The organism is Catenulispora sp. MAP12-49, from assembly GCF_041262705.1.
Lineage (GTDB): Bacteria > Actinomycetota > Actinomycetes > Streptomycetales > Catenulisporaceae > Catenulispora.
The window spans coordinates 246,850-270,379 of record NZ_JBGCCP010000012.1 but is presented as its reverse complement, the minus strand read 5'-3'; the positions used below and the strand labels follow the sequence as shown (position 1 = coordinate 270,379).

Annotated in this window: 1 protein-coding gene and 3 pseudogenes (1 of these 4 cut by a window edge); 1 reads left to right on the top strand and 3 read right to left on the bottom strand. The window is 69.7% G+C overall.

The window, feature by feature from the left end:
* Window positions 1–131 precede the first annotated feature (131 nt).
* Window positions 132–884 (top strand): hypothetical protein, encoded by a 753-nt coding sequence (locus ABIA35_RS23045; protein WP_370359257.1) that lies wholly within the window; start codon window positions 132–134, stop codon window positions 882–884.
* A gap of 1,008 nt (window positions 885–1,892) precedes the next feature.
* On the opposite strand, the pseudogene ABIA35_RS23040 reads toward ABIA35_RS23045, so the two are convergent.
* The 3 pseudogenes from ABIA35_RS23040 to ABIA35_RS23030 all read right to left on the bottom strand — a co-directional run.
* Window positions 1,893–2,585, bottom strand: a pseudogene (locus ABIA35_RS23040) (alpha/beta fold hydrolase); the annotation flags it as partial.
* A gap of 90 nt (window positions 2,586–2,675) precedes the next feature.
* A pseudogene (locus tag ABIA35_RS23035) lies at window positions 2,676–3,068 on the bottom strand (phosphopantetheine-binding protein); the annotation flags it as partial.
* A 108-nt stretch (window positions 3,069–3,176) separates the two neighbouring features.
* Window positions 3,177–23,530 (bottom strand): annotated as a pseudogene (locus tag ABIA35_RS23030) (non-ribosomal peptide synthase/polyketide synthase); its annotated part runs 1,561 nt beyond the window's last position; the annotation flags it as partial.

Below are 23,530 nucleotides of genomic sequence, written 5' to 3'. Positions count from 1 at the left end.
CCGGTGGCGCCACCGGAATAGCAAGACCCAATCCCTTTCCCACGCCTCGTGATTTCCTTGACGTTTCGCAGAGCACAGATATCTACTGGGCCTCCGATCAGGGTTTATTGGTATTCACGGGAAGGCATTCCATGAGTCTGCAGACTTCGCTCAGCGTCACAGAACAACTGCACGAACATTTCGACTCACCCGCATTCCGGGAACTCGTTCCGGCACTGGCCGAACGATTCAAGGAAGACGATTACGTGGAGCTCGAATCCTTCCTCCCGCCGGCCCTGGCACACCGGGCCCAGCAGGAACTGGCCGACCTGTACGACACCCGCAGCCGACGGCGCGACATCCTCGTGCCCTCGACCGGCAACACGCCCCGGAACTTCTCGAACCTCGACCGGGACGTCCTGCTGGCGGGCAGCTCGGTCATCCCGGCGGTCTTCGACTGTCCGGCACTGCTCAAGCGGCTGTCGGAGATAGCCGGCCAGGAGGTGCTGCCGGTGCCCTACGTGCCCGAGGAGTACATCTCGGCACGGATGGACCGCCCCGGGGACGTCCACGGCTGGCACTGGGACGACTACTCCTTCGCCGTGGTCTGGGTGGTCAAGTCGACCCCCGAGGGCTGCGGCGGCGACGTCGAGTACATCCCCGACACCTTCTGGGACAAGGAGAACCCGCGCCTGGAGCACTACCTGGCCACCCGCGAGATCCGCCGGCGGCACCCGGCCTCCGGCACCGCCTACCTGATGCGCACCGACACCTCCCTGCACCACGTGACCCCCATCGCCGAGGGGGTGGAGCGCATCATGGTGTGCTTCAGCTACTGCTCGCTGGAGGACCTCGACCGCGAGGTCACCCACGACACGATGGACCTGCTGCACCCCAACGCCTGACCGGCAGTCGGGCGTACGTTCAGGAGCCCTTTAGCAGGACACGGATAGGCCCGCCGCGCAAAGTGCGGCGGGCCTATCGGCGCTCCTGGTGCGGTTTGTTCGGGGGTGACAGGCACAGGCGTCTCTTGACGGCTTCGCGCAGGGTTTGCGGGATCCGTTGGTGGCGCGGGTCGGGGTGCCGCTGGTTTCGCGGGGCGGCGGTGGTGTGGGTAGGTGGGCGGTTCTACTGCGACAGTCAAGATCAACTGCGACAGTCAGAGGCGACAGTCAAGAGCGCCTCCGGCGGCGCCTGCGCGGCGAGCGGCCTCGCTCCGGGGAGTGGGAGCCGCGCTGCTAGGCGGCGGACGCTGCTTGTGGTCGCCTTCGTCCCGGATTCCCCGCCGCATCGTCGCCTTACGGAAGCAGGCCGAAGCGACGGGGAATCCGGGACAAACCCGCCTGTGGTGTGGACGGGGTCCACTTGGTGAGGCACAGCGGCGGCCAGGCGGTGTGTGCGTGTGGTGCGGGAACCCTTCCCACAGACCGGGGTTGTCCCGGATTCCCCGTCGCTTCGGCGGTGCTTGCACAACCATCCCGGACTGGGCGGTGTCCAGCCGAACCAAACCGGTGGCCAGCAACAGCGATCCGGCTTGACACCGCCCAGGCCGGGATGGTTCCCTCCGGGCGACGAAGCGACGGGGAATCCGGGACAGAGGCGACCACAAGCAACAACCGGCAGCGAGCAGCGCGACCCCCACTCCCCGGAGCGAGGCCGCTCGCCGCGCAGGCGCCGCCGGAGGCGCCCTTGACTGTCGCCCTTGACTGTCGCCCTTGACTGTCGCCCTTGACTGCCGCTTTTTGCTCTTGACTGTCGCAGTAGAGCCGACCAACTGCCCACACCACCGCCGCCCCCCGAAACCAGCACCACCCCCGACCCGCGCCACCAACGGATCCCGCCAACCCTGCGCGAAGCCGTCAGAAAACGCTTGTCGCCTGTCAACCAACGAACAAACCGACCCCCGCCACGTATCAGCCCCCCGCCTCCAGCCACGGCGCGATGGCGGCCCAGACATCGGCCAGGTTCTCCGGCCGCATCATCTCCGCGTGGCCGCAGGGCATCCGGACCGCCGTGAGCTCGCCGCCGATGTAGGGCCGCCAGCCCGCGGCGGGGTCGAAGCCCGCGGCCTTCTCCGCTGTCGAGGCGATCAGCAGTGCGGGGCCCTGGAAGCGGCCGAACTCGTGCGCGTCGAGGATCCGGCCGCTGTTGGCGTAGACGCGGACCATGACCTCCAGTTCCTCGTCGGAGATGACCGGCAGGACCTGGTCCCGTGCGACACGGGCGCCGGCGAGCAGTTGCTCCCACCTGTCCGGGGCGGGCTCGGAGTCCGGGGCGGCGGCATCGGTGTCGTCCGCGTCCTGCTCGGGCGACCGCGGGTAGGTGTCCATGACGATCAGCGACGTGCGTTCGCCGGCCGCCTGCAACTGGACCGCCATCTCGTGGACGACGATCCCGCCGAAGGACCACCCCAGCAGGTGGTACGGGCCGGTCGGCTGCACGGCGCGGATCTGCGCGACGTACTCCGCCGCCATGTCCGGCAGCGAGGCGAACAGCTCGCTGCCGGCCTGCAGGCCGCGGTCCTGGAGCGCGTACAGCGGACGGTCCTCCGGCACCAGCCGCGCCAGGGGCATGTAGCCCCAGCTCATACCGCCTGCCGGGTGGACGCAGAACAGCGGCGGGCGATCGCCCTGGATCCGGATCGGGAGCAGGACGTTTAGTGCGTCCTGCACCGCCGACATGTCCAGCCGGTTCACGAGCGCGGCGACGGTCGGGGCCTCGTACAAGGTCCGGAGCGCGATCCGCACCCCCCACGCCCGCAGCCGCTCAACGAGCGTCATCGCGAGCAGCGAGTGGCCGCCGAGCTCGAAGAAGTTGTCCTCGACCCCGACCCGCTCCAGCCCCAGGACCTCGGCGAACGCCAGGCAGACGGCCTCCTCGACGCGCGTCTCAGGATCCTGGTCCGATCCCGACGCCGCGGCCGACGGCGCCGGCAGGGCGGCCCGGTCCAGCTTGCCGTTGGTGGTGAGCGGCAGCGCGGCGAGCACCACGACCGCCGAGGGGACCATGTACTCCGGCAGGCGTTCCGCGACGAAGGTGCGGACGGCGGCCGAGAGCGCTGCGGCGTCGGTTCCGGCGACCGCGCGCACATCGGCAACGCCGCCAACGGCAGCGACCTCGTCCACACCGACACCGGCGACCGCGTCAGCACCGGCACGAGCACAGGCACTGGCGACCGCGTCCGCACTGGCTCCGGCGACCGCGTCAGCGGTGTCCCCCTCGCCCCCGGCCGGAACCACATAAGCCACCAACCGTCGCCCGCCGGGCCCGTCGTCCCGGACGACCAGGGCCGCCCGGCCGACTCCCGGATGCGCGGCCACGACGGTCTCGATCTCCTGCGGCTCGATCCGGAACCCGCGGATCTTCACCTGGTCGTCGGCGCGGCCGGCGAAGGCCAGTTCCCCGCCGGGCGTCCAGCGCACCAGGTCCCCGGTCCGGTACATCCGCTCCCCCGGCTCGAACGGGCACGCGACGAAGCGCTGCGCCGAGAGCCCGGCCCGCCTCAGGTACCCGCGCGCCAGCCCGGATCCGGCGACGTACAACTCCCCGTCCACGCCGACCGGCACCGGCCGCAGCCGGTCATCGAGCACGTAGACGCGGGTGTTGCCGGTCGGGGAGCCGATCAGGATCTCGGGGGCGTCCGGACGGTACCGCCACACGGTCGCGTCGACCGTCGTCTCCGTCGGACCGTAGCCGTTGAACAGAACTCTGCCCTCGGCCCAGCGCGCCATCAGCTCCGGCGGACACGCCTCGCCGCCGATCTCAAGGACCACCCCCGGTGCGATCGACCCCGGCTCCAGCGTCGCCAGCACCGCCGGGGGCACCGTGGCATGCGTGACCCGGCGCTCGGCGAACACCGCCGCGAGGTCGCGCCCCAGCCGGCGCTCGGCCGGCACGACGACCAGCGCCGCCCCGGACAGCAGCGCCGCCGACCAGTCCGAGCAGAACTGGTCGAAGCTCGCCGACGCGAACTGCGCCACCCGGTCCCCGGCCCCGGCCTCGAAGCGCCGTTGGACCGCCGCCACGAGGTTCACGAAGCCGCCGTGAGACACCACGACGCCCTTTGCCGTGCCGGTGGAGCCCGACGTGTAGACGACGTAGGCGGGGTGCTGGAGCGTCAGCGGACCCGTCAGCTCCGCGTCGTCCAGGTCCTGGGAAACATTGAAGTCGAGGGCCGACGCGTCAACAGAGCTCTGATGATCGACGGCCACGACCGGCGCATCACCGACCCCTGACAAACCCGCCACAGACTCCGCCAGGGTGAGCACACAAGCCGGTCGCGCGTCACCCAGCATGAAGGCGATGCGCTCAGCCGGGTACTCCGGGTCCAGCGACACGTACGCGCCTCCGGACTTGAGCACCGCCAGCAGCCCGACGATGAGCTCGACACCGCGCGGCAGACACAGCGCCACGACGGTCTCCGGCCCGACGCCGAGCCCCACCAGATGGCGCGCCAGGCGGTTGGCCCGGGCGTTCAACTCGCCGTAGGTGATGGTCGCGTCCTCGAACAGCAACGCCGCCGCGTCCGGACGTCCCGCCGCCTGCTCCTCGAACAGGCGCGCCACACTGACCTTCCGTCCCTCGACCGCCGTGGCGTTCCACTCCCCGAGCACCCGCGCCAGCTCGGCGCCGTCGAGGACCTCCACGTCCGCCAGCGGCATATCCGGGTTCTGCTCCAGCGCCGCGGTCAGTCCGTCCAGAGCCGTGCGCAGCAGCGCGCAGATCCGCTCCGGGCCAACCGCGGCCACCGTCTCGACGGTGAGGGAGAACACCGTGCCGGTGTCGTCGACCGCCACGTCGAGCGGGTAGTTGGTGCGGTCGTGCGCGTACTCGGTCCGGATGCCCTCGATGCGGTCGGACCCGGTTCCCTCCGGCGCGGTCCGCCGCTGTTGACCGGCGCGGCGGCTGTGGCGGAAGTTCAGGATCGAGGTGAACAGCGGGGCCGGCGCGACCACGCCGCTGGCCTGCTGCGCGACCGCCAGCGGCGCGTGCTCGTGGACCAGCAGATCAGCAAGTTGCGACTGCATCCCCGACACGGCGTCGGCGACCTCGGCGGCCCCGACCCGGACCCGCACCGGCAGGGTGTTCATGAACATGCCGGGGGTGCGGGCCGCGTCGGCGCCGGCGTTCATCCGGCCGAACAGCACCGTGCCGAAGACGACATCGTCACGCCCGGACGCCGCCGCCAGAACCCGGGCCCACGCGACGTGGAACAGCGTCGCGGCGGACACCCCGAGCAGGCGTGCCTGTTCCCTGACACGCTCGGACAGCTCCTCGTCCAACGCCATCCGGACCTGCGCGGCGGCGGTCCCGTCGCCGTGCACGTCGAGCAGACCGAACGGTGCGGTCGTCTCGGTCACGTCGCCCAGCGCCTCGGCGAAGAACCGGGTGTGTTCCTCGCGCGACACCCCAAACCGTGCGTGCGCCACGAAATCGCGGAAGGGCAACGGCTCGGGCAGCCGGTCGGCCTCGCCGCGCAGGATCGCCGCGATCTCGTCCTGGACGACCTCCCAGCCGGTGTGGTCCTGCTGCATGTGATGGATCTCCAGCAGCGCCAGCCACCGCGGGCCGCCGGGCTCCTGGGCGATGTGGACGCGGATGAGCGGGGCCCGGTCCAGGGGCATCGGCGTACCGGCCGCCGCCCGGAGGAGCCGGGCTGTCACGTCGGAAGCGTCCTGCGGTCCGATGACGGCCTCCGTCACCGGCAGGTCCGCCCGACGCCAGACCACTTGCACCGGCTCGCGCAGGCCTTCCCAGACGACCGCGGTCCGGTAGACGTCGTGCCGGTCCACCACCTGCTGCAACGCCGACAGCACCGCGTCGAGCCGGTCGCGGGAGTCGAAGCCCAGCACCATCGGGCGGACGTAGACATCGACGCCGTCGCCGGCCATCAGGTGGTGGAAGAACATGCCTTCCTGCAGCGGCGCCAAGGGATAGATGTCGGCGACGTTCGCCGCGCCACCGGGCACGGTCGCGACGATCAGGTCCAGTTCGGCCTGGGAGAGGTCGGCGAGCGTGACCATGTCCGGGGTGATGGCCTGCGCGTCGGCGGGGATCCGGTTCGGCGGCACCACCACCTGCGGGACCCCGGCCACCGCCGCGATCCCGGCCGGGGTCGGCGAGGCGAACAGGGCCCTGACACTGGCCGAGACACCGCGCTTGGCCAGCCGTTCCAACAAGGTCACGGCCAGGAGCGAGTGACCGCCGAGTTCGAAGAAGTTGTCATCGACACCGACGCGGTCCAGGCCCAGGACGTCCGCGAACACCGCGCACAGGATCTCCTCGACCACTGTGGAGGGTCCGCGTCCGAGGGTTCGCGACGCGGCGTAGTCCGGGGCGGGCAAGGCCTTGCGGTCCAGCTTGCCGTTCACGGTCAGCGGCAGGGCGTCCAGCACCACGACCGCCGACGGGACCATGTAGTCGGGAAGACGCTCGGCGACTGCCGTCTTCACCGAGGCGGCCACGTCCTCATCGCCGCTGTCGGCCGGGATGACGTAGGCGACCAGGCGCTTGTCCCCGGGCTGGTCCTCGCGGACCAGAACCACGGACTGGGAGACGGCTTCGTGATCGGCGACCACGGCTTCGATCTCACCGAGTTCGATCCGGAAGCCGCGGATCTTCACCTGCTCATCGGCACGGCCCACGAACTCCAGCAACCCGTCGCTGGACCACCGCGCCACATCCCCGGTGCGGTACATCCGCGACTCGAACTCGAACGGACAGGCCACGAACCGCTCCGCGGTCAGAGCTGCCCGGCCCAGATAGCCGCGCGCCAACTGCGCACCAGAGACATACAACTCCCCGGCCACGCCTGCCGGAACCGGCCGCAGGAAACCATCGAGCACATACACCCGGACGTTGGCCATCGGTGTCCCGATCGGCACGACGCCGTCCTCGCCGGTAGTGGTCTGGTAGTCCACACAGCCGACCGTGACCTCGGTCGGGCCATAGTGGTTCACCACCGGAACGCCGCCGGACCAGGCCCGCCACCGCTCCAAACCCTGCGCCGTCAACGCCTCCCCGCCAACCATCAACCGGCCGGCAGGCGCCACAGCAGGCAGAGTCTCCAGCACCGGCAGGTGGCTCGGGGTCGCCTTCACGAACCCCAGACGCTCACCACCCAGCAGACGCGGCAGATCCTCATCCAGCCCGGCGACCACCACCCGGCCGCCAGAGGTCAAACCACCGAACAGACCCGTCACACCGGCATCGAACGACAGCGAAGCATGCAGCAAACTACTGATACCGATCTCCGGATACGCCTGCCGGCACCAGCCCACGTAGTTCGCCAGGCCACCATGCGTAACCTGCACACCCTTCGGACGACCGGTCGAACCCGACGTATAGATCACATACGCCACATGACCAGCGCTCATCGACACCGCGGGCAGGGAGGAGATCAGATCTGGCTGCGACAGCACCCCAGCCACCACCTCAGGCGTGAGCACACACACCGGACCGGCATCAGCAACCATGTAGTCCAGACGGTCCGCCGGATACTCCGGATCCAGCGGAAGATAAGCGCCACCGGCCATCCACACACCAAGCAAGGCCACCACCGCGTCAACACCACGCGGCATCCGCACCCCGACGACACTCTCCGCGTCGACGCCCACGCCGCGCAGATACCGCGCCACACACGCGGCCCGCACCTCCAGCTCCCCATACGTCAGCACCGTGTCCGCCGACACCAACGCCACCGCGTCCGGACGCTGCGACACCCGATGCGCGATCAGCTCCGGCACCAGCGCCGACGACACGACAGCCGCCGTGTCGTTCCACTCGACGACCACGCGCTGCCGCTCCCCGGCGTCCAGCACGTCCACCTGGCCGAGCCGCAGCCCGGGATCGTCCGAGACCGCTGCCAGCACGCGCATCAGACGTCGGGTGATCATCTCAGCGCTCTGCGGCTCGAACAGCGCCGCGGCGACGGTGACGGCCGTCCGCAGCCCCGCCGGGGCGCCGGCCGCGTCGAAGGTCTCGCCGGCGGTCACCCGCACGTCGAACCTGGCCGAGGACTCCCCCGCCGCCACGCCGGACGCCCGCAGGCCCGGCAGTTCCAGCACGCCGGCCTCGGTGTTCTGGAAGGTCAGCAGCACCTGGAACAGGGGGTGGCGAGCCATGGAGCGGGCCGGGGACAGTGCCTCGACCAGGCGCTCGAACGGCACGTCCTGGTTGGCGAACGCCGACAAGCCGGTCTCGCGGACGCGGTCCAGCAGCTCGGCGAAGGTCGGGTCGCCGGTGAGGTCGGTCCGCAGGACCAGGTTGTTGACGAAGAAGCCGACGAGGTCGTCCAGCGCTTCGTCGGTGCGGCCGGCGATCGGCGTGCCGATGGGGATGTCGGTGCCCGCGCCGAGCTTCGAGAGCGTCATAGCCAGCGCCGCCTGCACCACCATGAACAGCGTCACGCCCTGGTCTTTGGCGATGTCGGCCAGGCGGGCGTGGACGTCGGCGGGCACGTCCAGTCCGAACGTGTGGCCGCGGTGGTCCGCCGCCGGCGGACGCGGATGGTCCGTCGGCAGCGCCAGTTCCTCGGGGATCCCCGCAAGGGTGTCCTGCCAGTACGCCAGCTGCTGGGACAGCAGGCTGCCGGCGTCTTCCTCCGAGCCGAGCAGTTCCCGTTGCCACAGCGCGTAATCCGCGTACTGCACCGGCAGCGGCTGCCACACCGGGGCCTCGCCCTGGCATCGGGCGGCATAGGCCTCGGACACGTCGCGGGCCAGCGGGGCCATCGACCAGCCGTCCGTGGCGATGTGATGGACGACCACCAGCAGCGCGTGGTGATCGACGCCGGTCTTGAACAGGCGTGCCCGGATGGGGATCTCGGTCGTCAGGTCGAAGACCTGGCGCGCCGCCTCCTGGATCGCCGCGGAGACCTCGGCCTCGGAGACCTGAAGCACGGGCAGCGTCCAGTCCAGGGCGTCCGCCGATATCACCTGCTGATGCGGGACGCCGTCCACGGCCGGGAAGACCGTGCGCAGGACTTCGTGACGTCCGAGGACGTCGCGCAGCGCCGCTTGCAGGGCACCGGCATCCAGGTCGCCTGCCAGGCGGACTGCGACGGTGTTCACGTAGGTGGTGCTCGGACCTTGGAGCCGGTCCAGGAACCAGAGTCGTTGTTGGGCGAAGGACAGCGGCACCTGGTCCGGACGCGTCCGCGCCGCAAGCCCCATGCGCGCCGGACCGGCCAGAGCCAGCCGGCCCGCCAAGGCAGCAACCGTTGGGGACTCGAACACCGACCGCACCGACACCTCGACGTCGAACACCGAACGAACCCGACTGACCAGACGCACCGCCAGCAACGAATGCCCGCCGAGCACGAAGAAGCCATCATCGACCCCGACACGGTCCAAACCCAGCACCTCGGCGAACACCGAACACAGGATCTCCTCCACCACCGAGGACGGACCCCGACCCGAAGACGCCGACCCCGAGGACGCGAAATCCGGTATAGGCAGGGCCCTGCGATCAAGCTTGCCGTTCACCGTCAGCGGCAACGCATCCAGCACCACCACCGCCGAGGGAACCATGTAGTCGGGAAGACGCTCAGCAAGCGACGCCTTCACCGAGGCAGCAATGTCTCCATCGCTGCTGTCGGCCGGGATGACGTAGGCGACCAGCCGCTTGTCCCCCGGCTGATCCTCACGAACCACCACCACGGCCTGAGACACCAGCGCATGCCCGGCCAGGGCGGCTTCGATCTCACCGAGTTCGATCCGGAAGCCGCGGATCTTCACCTGCTCATCGGCGCGGCCGACGAATTCCAACTGGCCGTCGGCGGTCCAGCGCGCGACGTCCCCTGTGCGGTACATCCGAGACTCGAACTCGAACGGACACGCCACGAACCGCTCTGCGGTCAGAGCTGCCCGGCCAAGGTAGCCACGTGCCAACTGCGCACCAGAGACGTAGAGCTCCCCGGCAACACCTGCCGGAACCGGCCGCAGGAAACCATCGAGCACATACACCCGCACGTTGGCCATCGGTGTCCCGATCGGGACGACGCCGTCCTCGCCGGTGGTGGTCTGGTAGTCGACACAGCCGACCGTGACCTCGGTCGGGCCGTAGTGGTTCACCACCGGAACGCCGTCAGACCAGGCGCGCCACCGCTCCAAACCCTGCGCCGTCAACGCCTCCCCGCCAACCATCAACCGGCCGGAAGGCGCCACAGCAGGCAGAGTCTCCAGCACCGGCAGGTGGCTCGGGGTCGCCTTCACGAACCCCAGACGCCCACCACCCAGCAGACACGGCAGATCCTCATCCAGCCCGGCGACCACCACCCGGCCGCCAGAGGTCAAACCACCGAACAGACCCGTCACACCGGCGTCGAACGACAGCGAGGCGTGCAACAGACTGCTGGCACCGACTTCGGGATACGCCTGCCGGCACCACGCGACATAGTTCGCCAAGCCGCCGTGCGTGACCTGCACACCCTTGGGACGACCCGTCGAACCCGATGTGTAAATCACATAGGCCACATGCTCAGCGAGCACCTGCATCGGCGTCACCGGGTCCGGCCACGCCAAAGCCTCCGCCATCACCTCCGGCGTCAGCACGCACACCGGCCCCGCGTCCTGAATCATGAACTCCAGCCGGTCCGCCGGATACTCCGGATCCAGCGGAAGGTAGGCGCCGCCGGCCTTCCACACCGCCAGCAGCGCGACCACCGCATCGACGCCGCGCGGCATCCGCACCCCGACCAGCGACTCCGGTCCCACACCGGCGGCGATCAAGTAGCCCGCCACACGCGCGGCGGAGGCTTCCAGCTCTCCGTAGGTCAGCACGGCGTCCGTCGACACCAGCGCCACCGCATCCGGATGCTGCGACGCCTGGTCCGCGATCAGCTCCGGCACCGATGCCGACGGCACCACGGCCACCGTGTCGTTCCACTCCCGCAGGACCCGGGTCAGCTCGGCGTCGTCCACCACGGGCACGACACCGAGCGGCGTGTCAGGAGCCTGCTCCAGCGCGGACACCAACTCCCGCATCGCCGTCCCGACCAGACCGGCGACTTGCTCCGAATCCACCGGGGCGATGGCATCGACCGTGATTCCGAAGCCCTGTCCGAGATCGTCGACCGCTATGCCGAGCGGGTAGTTGGTGCGGTTGTGGGAGTAGACCGTGCGGATGCCCCGGACCTGCGCGTCCTGGCTCGGGTCGGGGATGTCGTCGAGGTCCCGGTGGTTGTGGCGGAAGTTCAGGATCGAGGTGAACAGCGGAGCCGGTGCGACCACACCGCTGGCCTGCTGCGCCACCGCCAACGGCGCATGCTCGTGGACCAGCAGATCAGCAAGCTGCGACTGCATCCCGGCGACCGCAGCCGCCACATTCGACCCGCCGACCCGGACCCGCACCGGCAAGGTGTTCATGAACGGACCCGGCACTCGATCCGCGCCCGCACCGGCATTCATCCGGCCGAACAACACCGTGCCGAACACCACGTCCTCGCGGCCCGACACCGACGCCAGCACCCGAGCCCACGCCACATGGAACAACGTCGCCGCCGACACCCCCGACAGCCGTGCCTGCTCCCGAACCCGGGCTGCGAGATCATCGTCCAGCGGCACGCGGGTGCGGACCACCGCAGACCCGTCGCCGTGCACGTCCAGCAAGCCGAACGGCGCGGTCGTCTCGGTCACGTCGCCCAACAGCTCGGCGAAGAACCGGGCGTGCTCCTCGCGCGGGACGCCGAGTCGGGCGTGCGCGACGAAGTCCCGGAACGGCCGTGCGGCCGGCAGCAGATGCCCCTCGCCGCGCAGGATCGCCGCGAGCTCCTCCAGGACGACCTCCTGACTGGTGTGGTCCTGCTGCATGTGGTGCATCTGCAGCAGCGCCAGCCAGCGTCCTGGGGCTGCGGGCTTCTCGGCCACCGACACCCGGATCAGCGGTGCGCGGTCCAGGCTCATGCGCGGTCCCGCCGAGGCCAGCAGCTGCGCGACCTCGTCGGTGCCGGAGTCGGGATCAGTGCCGGAGTCGGGGTCAGTGCCGGAGTCGGGGTCGAGGACCGTCTCGACCACCGGCAGCTCCGCGCGCCTGCTGACGACTTGGACCGGTTCGGGCAGGCCTTCCCACATGACGGCGGTGCGGTAGATGTCGTGGCGGTCCACCACCTGCTGCAACGCCGACAGCATCGCATTCAGGCGATCACGGGAGTCGAACTCGACGACCATCGGCTGCACATAGGCGTCGCCGTCGTCCTCGGCCATCAGGTGGTGGAAGAACATGCCTTCCTGCAACGGAGCCAGGGGATAGATATCGGCGACATTCGCCGCGCCCCCGGGCACCTGCACCACGATGCGGTCGATCTCGGCCTGGGTGAGGTCGATCAGGGTCACCATGTCCGGGGTGATCGCCGCGGCGTCGGCAGGGATCCCGTTCGGCGGCACGACCACCTGCGGCCCGCCGGCCACCGACGCGATACCCGCCGGGGTCGGGGTGCCGAACAGGGCCCTGACGCTCACCGAGACGCCGCGTGCCCGCAGTCGTTCGACGAGCGAGACGGCCAGGAGGGAGTGGCCGCCGAGTTCGAAGAAGTTGTCATCGACCCCGACCCGCTCCAGGCCCAACACCTCGGCGAAGACCGAACACAGCACCTCCTCCACCACCGTGGACGGAGCCCGACCACTCGAGTTCGCCGCATAGTCGGGCGCCGGCAGAGCCTTGCGGTCCAGCTTGCCATTCACCGACAACGGAAGGACGTCAAGCACCACGACGGCCGACGGGACCATGTACTCCGGCAGCCGCTCAGCAGCGGAAACACGCAGGACCGCGACCAGATCGGCGGTCGATGTCTCGCCGTCCGTCGGGACGACGTAGGCGACCAGGCGCTTGTCGCCCGGGACGTCTTGGCGCGCGATGACAGCAGCCTGCGACACCAGCGGGGACGCCGCGATGACCGACTCGATCTCGCCGAGTTCGATCCGGAACCCGCGGATCTTCACTTGATCGTCGGCGCGGCCCAGGTACTCCAGAGCACCCGAGGTCCATCGCACCACGTCGCCGGTCCGGTACATCCGCGACGACGCGTCGAAGGGATTGGCCACGAACCGCTCAGCGGTCAGCCCCGGACGCCCCACATAGCCACGGGCCAACTGGACACCGGCCAGATACAGCTCACCGGCCACCCCAGGCGGCACCGGATTGAGCGAACCGTCAAGCACGAACACCTGCGTGTTCCACACCGGCCGCCCGATCCACACCGGACCGTCGTCCGACACGCAGCGGGAAGCGGTCACGTCGATGGACGCCTCGGTCGGCCCGTACAAGTTCAGCAGCGGCGCCCCGACCACCTCGGCGAAACAGTCCCGCACCAGCGGCGGCAGCGCCTCGCCGGAGCAGAACACCCAGCGAAGTCCGGAGCAGTCCGCGGCTGCGGGCTCCCGCAGGAACACCTCCAGCATCGACGGCACAAAGTGCGCCACCGACACCTGCTCGCGGCGCATCAGATCGGCCAGATACCCGGGATCCCGATGGCCTCCGGGGCGGGCGACCACAATGCCGGCACCCGCGATCAACGGCCAGAAGAACTCCCACACCGACACGTCGAACCCGAACGGCGTCTTCTGCACCACCCGATCCGAGGCGGTCAGCCCATACTGCCCCTGCATCCACAGCAGACGATTCACCACACCGGCCTGCGGAACCATCACCCCCTTCGGACGCCCCGTCGACCCCGACGTGAAAATCACATACGCCGGATGCGAAGACATCACCGGAACCGTCAACGACGCCGCATCCGAACCAGCGAAACCGTCGAGCACCACCACCGGGACGTCGTCCGAGGCCGGCAGGACGCCCCTGAGCGCCTCGACCGTCAGCACACACACCGCGTCGGCATCGGCGACCATGTATCCGAGACGCTCCGCCGGATGCTCGGGGTCCAACGGAAGATAGGCGCCGCCGGCCTTCTGCACGGCCAGCAGAGACACCACCATCTCCACCGACCGCTCCAGGCACACCCCGACCACCGACTCCGGACCGACACCCAGCCCGACCAAGCGCCGGGCCAAACCGCTCGCCCAAGCATCCAGCCGGCCGTAGGTGACAGCAGAGTCCTCACACACGATGGCTATCGCGTCCGGACGCTGCGACACCTGCTCGGCGAACAACTCCGCCAATGACGCGAACGGCACCTCGACCGCCGTGTCGTTCCACTCTCGAAGGACCTGGTCCGCCTCGGCGTCGGTCAAGACCGCGACCTGGCTCAGCCGCAGCGCGGGATCCGCACCGACCGCCGTCAGCACCCGGACCAGACGCCGCGCCAGCAGCTCGGCGCTCTCCGCGTCGAACAGATCCGCCGCAGCGGTCACTGAGGTATGCAATCCGGCGGGAACACCGGCGGCGTCGAAGACCTCACCGACGCCGACCTCCAGGTCGAAACGCGCCGCCAACTCCCCGGACGCCAACCCCGACGCCCGCAGACCCGGCAGTTCCAGCACCCCGGCCTCGGTGTTCTGGAGAGTCAGCAGCACTTGGAACAGGGGGTGGCGAGCCATGGAGCGGGCCGGGGACAGCGCCTCGACCAGGCGCTCGAACGGCACGTCCTGGTTGGCGAACGCCGACAAGCCCGTCTCCCGGACGCGATCGAGCAGTTCGGCGAAGGTCGGGTCGCCGGAGACGTCGGTACGCAGAACCAGAGTGTTGACGAAGAACCCGATCAGATCATCGAGGGCTTCGTCGGTGCGGCCGGCCACCGGCGATCCGATGGGGATGTCAGTACCCGCGCCCAGCTTGGAGAGGGTGATCGCCAGGGCGGCCTGAACCACCATGAACAGCGTCACGCCTCGGTCCCGGGCGATCTCGGCCAGCCGCTGATGCACCTCGGGCGGGACGACCGCGCCAGCCGTGTGACCACGATGGCCGGCCACCGCCGGACGCGCATGATCCGTCGGCAGCGCCAACTCCTCCGGAATCCCCGCCAGAGCCTGTCGCCAATAGTCGATCTCCTGAGACAGGAGGCCGGCCGGATCGTCTTCGGAGCCCAGGAGTTCGCGCTGCCACAGCGCGTAGTCCGCATACTGCACCGGCAGCGGCTGCCAAGCCGGGGCCTCGCCCTGGCATCGGGCGGCATAGGCCTCGGACACGTCGCGGGCCAGCGGGCCCATCGACCAGCCGTCCGTGGCGATGTGGTGGACCGCCAGGACGAGGACATGCTCCGTGGGGCCGACCACGAACAGCCGCGCGCGCACCGGCACTTCGACAGTCAGGTCGAAGACCTGGTTCGCCGCCTCGGCCACCGCGTCGAACAGCCCGTCCTCGGCGACGGCCCGGATCGGCAGCCGCCAGTCCAGGTCCCGCATCGGGACGACGGCCTGGTACGGCTGGCCGTCCGCCATCGGGAAGACGGTCCGCAACACCTCGTGTCGATCGAGCAGGTCTCGCAGCGCCGACTCCAGCGCGTCGGTGTTCAGCTCGCCAGTCAGGCGGACTGCGACGGTGTTCACGTAGGTGGTGCTCGGACCTTGGAGCCGGTCCAGGAACCAGAGTCGTTGCTGGGCGAAGGACAGCGGCACCTGGTCCGGACGCGTCCGCGCCACAAGCCCCATGCGCGCCGGACCGGCCAGAGCCAACCGGCCCGCCAGAGCGGCAACCGTCGGGGACTCGAACACCGACCGCACCGACACCTCGACGTCGAAGACCGAACGGACCCGACTGACCAGACGCACCGCCAGCAACGAATGCCCGCCAAGCGCGAAGAAGTCATCATCGACCCCGACACGGTCCAAACCCAGCACCTCGGCAAACACCGAACACAAGATCTCCTCAACCACCGAGGACGGACCCCGACCCGAAGACGCCGACCCCGAGGACGCGTAATCCGGGGCAGGCAGGGCCCTGCGATCAAGCTTGCCGTTCACCGTCAGCGGCAACGCATCCAGCACCACCACCGCCGAGGGAACCATGTAGTCCGGCAGACGGTCGGCGACCGAGTCCTTCACCGAGGCGGTTAGTTCCTCCGGAGACCGGTCGCCGTCAATCGGGACGACATAGGAGACCAGGCGCTTGTCCCCCGGCTGGTCCTCGCGGACCAGAACCACGGACTGGGAGACGGCTTCATGGCCGGCGACCACGGCTTCGATCTCACCGAGTTCGATCCGGAAGCCACGGATCTTCACCTGCTCATCGGCACGGCCCACGAACTCCAGCAACCCGTCGCTGGACCACCGCGCCACATCCCCGGTGCGGTACATCCGCGACTCGAACTCGAACGGACACGCCACGAACCGCTCCGCAGTCAGACCAGCCCGACCCAGATAGCCGCGCGCCAACTGCGCACCGGCAACGTAGAGTTCGCCGGCCACGCCTGCCGGAACGGGACGCAGGAACCCGTCGAGCACATACACCTGGACGTTGGCCATCGGCGATCCGATCGGCACTGTCCGGTCGCCGACGCCTTCGCTGACACCGGTTCGGTAGTCCACGCAGCCGACCGTGACCTCGGTCGGGCCGTAGTGGTTCACGACCGGAACGCCGTCAGACCAGGCGCGCCACCGCTCCAGAGCCTGTGCCGTCAGCGCCTCGCCACCAACCATCAACCGGCCGGCAGGCGCCACAGCAGGCAGAGTCTCCAGCACCGGCAGGTGGCTGGGGGTCGCCTTCACGAACCCAAGACGCTCACCACCCAGCAAATGCGGCAGATCCTCGTCCAGACCTGCAACGACCACCCGGCCGCCAGAGGTCAAACCGCCGAACAGGCCCGTCACGCCAGCGTCAAACGACAACGAGGCATGCAACAGACTGCTGATACCGATCTCCGGATAGGCCTGCCGACACCAGCCCACATAGTTCGCCAAGCCACCATGCGTGACCTGCACACCCTTCGGACGCCCGGTCGAACCCGATGTGTAGATCACATACGCCACCTGGCCAGCGCTCATCGACAACACCGGCAGGGGCGAGATCAAATCTGGCTGCGAGAGCACTTCGGCGACAACTTCCGGTGTGAGCACACACACCGGACCGGCATCAGCGACCATGTAATCCAGACGGTCCGTCGGATACTCCGGATCCAGCGGAAGGTACGCACCACCGGCCATCCACACACCGAGCAACGCCACCACCGCGTCAACACCGCGCGGCATCCGCACCCCGACCAGCGACTCCGGTCCCACACCGACGCCGATCAAATAGCTCGCCACACGAGCTGCGGAGGCTTCCAGCTCCCCGTAGGTCAACACCGTGTCCGCCGACACCAACGCCACCGCATCCGGATGCTGCGACGCCCGATCCGCGATCAGCTCCGGCACCAGGGCCGGCTGCACCACGGTCGCCGTGTCATTCCAGTCGCACAGGAGCCGATCCAACTCGACGTCGTCCAACACCGGCACCACGCCGAGCGGCATGTCGGGTGCCTGCTCCAGCGCGAACACCAGCTCCCGCATCGCCGTGCCCACCAGGCTGGACACCTGCTTCGCATCCACCGGCGTCACCGCGTCGACCGTGATCGCGAACGCCTGGCCCAGGTCGTCGATCGCCACGCTGAGCGGATAGTTGGTGCGGTTGTGGGCGTAGACGGTCCGGATGCCGCGCAGACTGCCGTCGGCCTCGGCCTGGCTCCGGTCGGCGGCCGGTCGGCTGTGGCGGAAGTTCAGGATCGAGGTGAACAGCGGGGCCGGCGCGACCACACCGCTGGCCTGCTGCGCCACCGCCAACGGCGCATGCTCGTGGACGAGCAGATCAGCAAGCTGCGACTGCATCCCGGCGACCGCAGCCGCCACGTTCGACCCGCCGACCTGAACGCGCACCGGCAGGGTGTTCATGAACGGACCGGGCACTCGATCCGCGCCCTCGCCGGCGTTCATGCGGCCGAACAGCACCGTCCCGAAGACGACGTCCTCACGACCCGACACCGACGCCAGCACCCGAGCCCACGCGACGTGGAACAACGTCGCCGCCGACACCCCGAGAGCCCGGGCCTGCTCCCGGATCCGGCCGGCCAGTTCGTGATCCACCAGCGCTCGGGTCCGCGCCACTGCCGATCCGTCACCGTGCACGTCCAGCAGACCGAACGGCGCGGTCGTCTCGGTCACGTCGCCCAACAGTTCCGCGAAGAACCGGCTGTGCTCCTCACGAGAGACTCCCAGGCGTGCGTTCCCGACGAAGTCGCGGAACGGCAACGGCTTCGGCAGCCGGTCGGCGTCGCCACGCAGGATCGTCGAGATCTCGTCCAGCAGGATCTCCTGACCGGTGTGGTCCTGCTGCATGTGGTGCATCTGGAGCAGCGCCGACCAACGTCCCGTGCCCGGCTCCTCGGCGACGGACACCCGGATCAGCGGGGCCCGGTCCAGGTCCATGTGCGCGCCGGCCATGGCCTGGAGCCGGGCTGTCGGGTCGGCGTCGGCATCGGCATCGCCGTCCGGGGCGAGTTCGGTGACGGGAACGACGGCCTGGCGGCTGACGACCTGGACCGGCTCGGGCAGGCCTTCCCACATGACGGCGGTGCGGTAGATGTCGTGACGGTCCACCACCTGCTGCAACGCCGACAGCATCGCGTCCAGGCGATCACGGGAGTCGAACTGGACCACCAGCGGCTGGATGTACACGTCCGCGCCGCCGGCGTCCTGCGCCATCAGGTGATGGAAGAACATGCCCTCCTGCAACGGAGCCAGGGGATAGATGTCGGCGACGTTCGCCGCGCCGCCGGGCACCTTGGCCACGATCAGGTCCAGCTCGGCCTGGGTGAGGTCGACGAGCGTGACCATGTCCGGGGTGATGGCGGTGGCCTCGGCGGGGATGCGGTTCGGCGGCACCACCACTTGCGGGATTCCAGCCACGGCCGCGATCCCGGCCGGAGTCGGCGAGGAGAACAGAGCCCTGACACTTGCCGAGACACCGCGCTTGGCCAGACGCTCCAGGAGCGTCACCGCCAGCAGCGAGTGCCCGCCGAGCTCGAAGAAGTTGTCATCGACCCCGACCCGCTCCAGACCAAGAACCTCGGCGAACACCGAACACAGGACTTCCTCCACCACCGTGGACGGAGCCCGACCACTCGAGTTCGCCGCATAGTCGGGCGCCGGCAGAGCCTTGCGATCCAGCTTCCCGTTCACCGACAACGGCAGCGCATCCAGCACCACCACCGCCGAGGGAACCATGTACTCCGGAAGAGACGCTGCGGCCAGTGCCTTCACCGCGGACGGCAGCCCGGCCGACAGGCCCTCGTCGGACGGGTCGGTGGCGACGATGTAGGCCACCAGACGCTTGTCGCCCGGCACGTCCTCCCAGACCACGACAGCTGCCTGCGACACCAGATCGTGCCCGGCCACCACGGTCTCGATCTCGCCGAGTTCGATGCGGAAGCCGCGGATCTTCACCTGGTCATCGGCGCGCCCCAGATACTCCAGGCCGCCCGAACCCCAGCGCACCACGTCGCCGGTCCGGTACATCCGCGACGACGCGTCGAAGGGGTCGGCCACGAACCGCTCAGCGGTCAGCCCTGGACGCCCCACATAGCCGCGGGCCAACTGGACACCGGCCAGATACAGCTCACCGGCCACCCCAGGCGGCACCGGATTGAGCGAACCGTCAAGCACGAACACCTGCGTGTTCCACACCGGCCGCCCGATCCACACCGGACCGTCGTCCGACACGCAGCGGGAAGCGGTCACGTCGATGGACGCCTCGGTCGGCCCGTACAAGTTCAGCAGCGGCGCCCCGACCACCTCGGCGAAACAGTCCCGCACCAGCGGCGGCAGCGCTTCACCGGAGCAGAACACCCAGCGCAGATCGGCGCAGTTTGCAGCCGCAGGTTCGCGCAGGAACACCTCCAGCATCGACGGCACGAAGTGCGCCACAGAGACTTGCTCGCGGCGCATCAGGTCGGCCAGATATGCGGGATCACGATGGCCTCCGGGGCGAGCCACCACAATGCCGGCACCCGAAATCAACGGCCAGAAGAACTCCCACACCGACACGTCGAACCCGAACGGCGTCTTCTGCACCACCCGATCCGCGGCAGTCAGCCCATACTGCCCCTGCATCCACAGCAGACGATTCACCACACCGGCCTGCGGAACCATCACCCCCTTCGGACGCCCCGTCGACCCCGACGTGAAAATCACATACGCCGGATGCGAAGGCAGGACGGCGACATCCTCGAACGGCGTCGCAGACCCGCCCTCGAACAGGTCCGCTTCATCGAGCACCACCAGCGGCACGTCCCCGACCGGCACGGAACCGGCAAACGCCGACGTCGTCACCACGCACACCGGACCGGCGTCCTGGACCATGAACCCGAGGCGGTCGCTCGGATACTCCGGATCCAGCGGCAGGTACGCACCTCCGGCCTTCACCACGGCCAGCAGCGCGATCACCATCTCCACCGACCGCTCCAGGCACACCCCGACCACCGACTCCGGGCCGACACCCAGGCCGACCAGATGCCGCGCCAGACGACCAGCCCGGGCATTCATCTCGCGGTAGGTGACAGCAGTGCCCTCACACACCACCGCGACCGAGTCCGGATCCGACGCGACCTGCTCGGCGAACAGCGCCGCCAGCGACGCGAACGGCACCTCCACCGCCGTGTCGTTCCACTCCAGCACCACCTGACGACGCTCGGCGTCGTCCAGCACCTCGACCCGACCGAGCCGCGTCCCCGGGTCCTCGGCCACCGCCGTCAGCACCCGCACCAGGCGTTGTGCCAAGGCCTCCGCGCTGTCCACATCGAACAGATCCGCCGCAGCGGTCACACCGGCATGCAACCCCGCGGGAGCGCCGGCGGCGTCGAAGACCTCTCCGACCCCCACCTCCACGTCGAACCGCGCCGCCAACTCGCCCGACGCCAACCCCGACGCCCGCAGACCCGGGAGCTCCAGCACCCCGGCCTCGGTGTTCTGCAGGACCAGCATCACCTGGAACAGCGGATGCCTGGCCATGGACCGAGCCGGGGACAGGACTTCGACGAGCCGTTCGAACGGGACGTCCTGGTTGGCGAACGCCGACAGGCTCGTCTCCCGGACCCGCTGCAGCAACTCTTCGAAGGTCGGGTCGCCGGAGACGTCGGTGCGCAGAACCAGGGTATTGACAAAGAAGCCGATCAGGTCGTCGAGGGCCTCATCCGTCCGGCCGGCGATCGCCGAACCGATCGGTATGTCAGCACCCGCACCCAGCTTCGACAGCGTCACCGCCAAAGCCGCCTGCACCACCATGAACAGCGTCATGCCCCGGTCCCGGGCGATCTCGGCCAGCCGCCGGTGCACCTCGGCCGGCACGAACGCGCCGGCGGTGTGGCCGCGATGGCTGGCGACCGCCGGACGCGGACGATCCGTCGGCAGCGCCAGCTCCTCCGGAATCCCCGCCAGAGCCTCCCGCCAATACCCCACCTGACCGGACACCAGACTGTCCGGGTCCTCCTCCGACCCCAGCAGTTCCCGTTGCCACAGCGCGTAGTCCGCGTACTGCACCGGCAACGGCGCCCACACCGGCGCCTCACCGCGACAGCGCGCGGCGTACGCCTCGGAGACGTCCCGCGCCAGCGGGCCCATCGACCAGCCGTCCGTGGCGATGTGGTGCACCACCAGGACGAGCACGTGCTCCGCCGGGCCGACGACGAACAACCGCGCCCGCACCGGCGCCTCGGCGGTCAGATCGAAGACATGGTTCGCCTCCGCCACCACCAGTTCGGACAGGTCGCTCTCGCCGGCCGCCACGATTGGCAGCGCCCAGTCCAGCTCCTCCGGGGACAGGACGTGCTGATACGGCTGGCCCTCAGCCATCGGGAACACGGTGCGCAGCACCTCGTGCCGTGCCACGACGTCCCGCAGCGCCGCCTCCAGCGCCAAGGAGTCCAGCTCGCCCGTCAACCGCAGCGCGGTCGGCAGGTTGTAGGTCGCGCTGGGGCCTTCGAGCTGTCCCAGGAACCACAGCCGCCGCTGGGCGAACGACAGCGGCACGTGCTCGGGCCGCACGCGGGCCGAGAGCCCTGTGCGGGCCGGGCCGGCCAGCGTCAGGCGCCGGGCCAGACCGGCCGGGGTCGGGGACTCGAAGACAGCGCGGACCGACAGTTCGGCGTCGAACACCGAACGGATGCGGCTCGCCAGCCGGGTCGCCAGCAGCGAATGGCCGCCCACCGTGAAGAAGTCGTCGTGGACGCCGACCCGGGCCAGGCCCAGGACGTCGGCGAACACCGAACACAGGACTTCCTCGACGACCGTGGCCGGTGCCCGGTCCGTCGAGGCCGACGCCGCGTAGTCGGGGGCCGGCAGGGCTTTGCGATCCAGTTTCCCGTTGACCGTCAACGGAAGAGCGTCCAGCAGCAAGACGGCAGCCGGGACCATGTACTCGGGCAGATGCTCGGCGGCGTAGGTCCGCACCGCCGCCGGCAGATCGGCAGGCATGTCGGCGGGCATGTCAGCGGGCATGTCGGCAGGCGGCTCAGAACTGCCAGCCGGAACGACATAGGCGACAAGACGCTTGTCCCCCGGCACGTCCTCCCTGGCCACCACGACGACGCGGTCCACCGAAGGATGGGCGGCCACGACCGACTCGACCTCACCCGGCTCGATCCGGAACCCGCGGATCTTCACCTGGTCGTCGGCCCGGCCGGCGAACGCCACCTCGCCGTCGGCGGTCCAGCGCGCCACGTCCCCGGTCCGGTACATCCGGGTGCCCGGTTCGAAGGGGTTGGCCACGAACCGCTCCGCGCTCAGGCCCGGGCGGCCCAGATAGCCGCGCGCCAGCTGGACGCCGGCGATGTAGAGCTCCCCGGCCACGCCGGCCGGCACCGGGTGCAGGGCGTCGTCGAGGACGTACGCGCGGGTGTTCGGCAGCGGCGAGCCGATCAGGACCTCCGGGGACTCCGCACGGCAGCGCCAGACCAGCGCATCGACCGTGGACTCGGTCGGGCCGTAGGAGTTGAACATCACGCGGCCGGACGCCCAGCGGGCCATGACCTCCGGCGGGCAGGCTTCGCCGCCGACGTCCAGCAGGACGCCGTCGCCGATGGCGCCGGGCTCGACGTCAGCCAGCACCGCCGGCGGCATCGGCACGTGCGTGGCCTGCTGCTCGGCCAGCAGCGCGACCAGATCGGGGCCCAACCGCCGGTCCGAGGGCACGACGACCATGGTCGCGCCCGCCGTGAGCACCGCGGTCCAGTCCGAGCAGAACTGGTCGAAGCCCGCCGACGCGAACTGCGCCATGCGGTGCCCGGGCGCCAGGCCGAAGCGCCCGGCGACCGCCTTCGCCAGGTTCACGAACCCGTGGTGCTGGATCACCACGCCCTTGGGGCGACCGGTCGATCCGGACGTGTAGATGACGTACGCCGGATGCGACGGGAGCACAGGAGCAGACCGGTCTTCGTTCGTCAGGTCCTCGGGGCTCAGCACCGCCAACCGATCCGCCAGATCGGCGTCGAGGGTCACCCGCGGGACGTCGCCGATCGCGGACGACGCCGGCTGCGAGCCGTCCGCGACCACCACGCACGCCGGACGGGCGTCCTCGACCATCGCGGCGATCCGCTCGGCCGGATAATCAGGGTCCAGCGAAAGGTACGCGCCCCCGGCCTTGAGTACGGCCAGAAGCGAGACGATGAGTTCGGGACCGCGAGGCATGCACAGCC

What these genes read in the sequence shown, in the direction of transcription:
- ABIA35_RS23045 (WP_370359257.1), top strand. Translation starts at nt 132, where the DNA reads ATGAGTCTGCAGACTTCGCTCAGCGTCACAGAACAACTGCACGAACAT.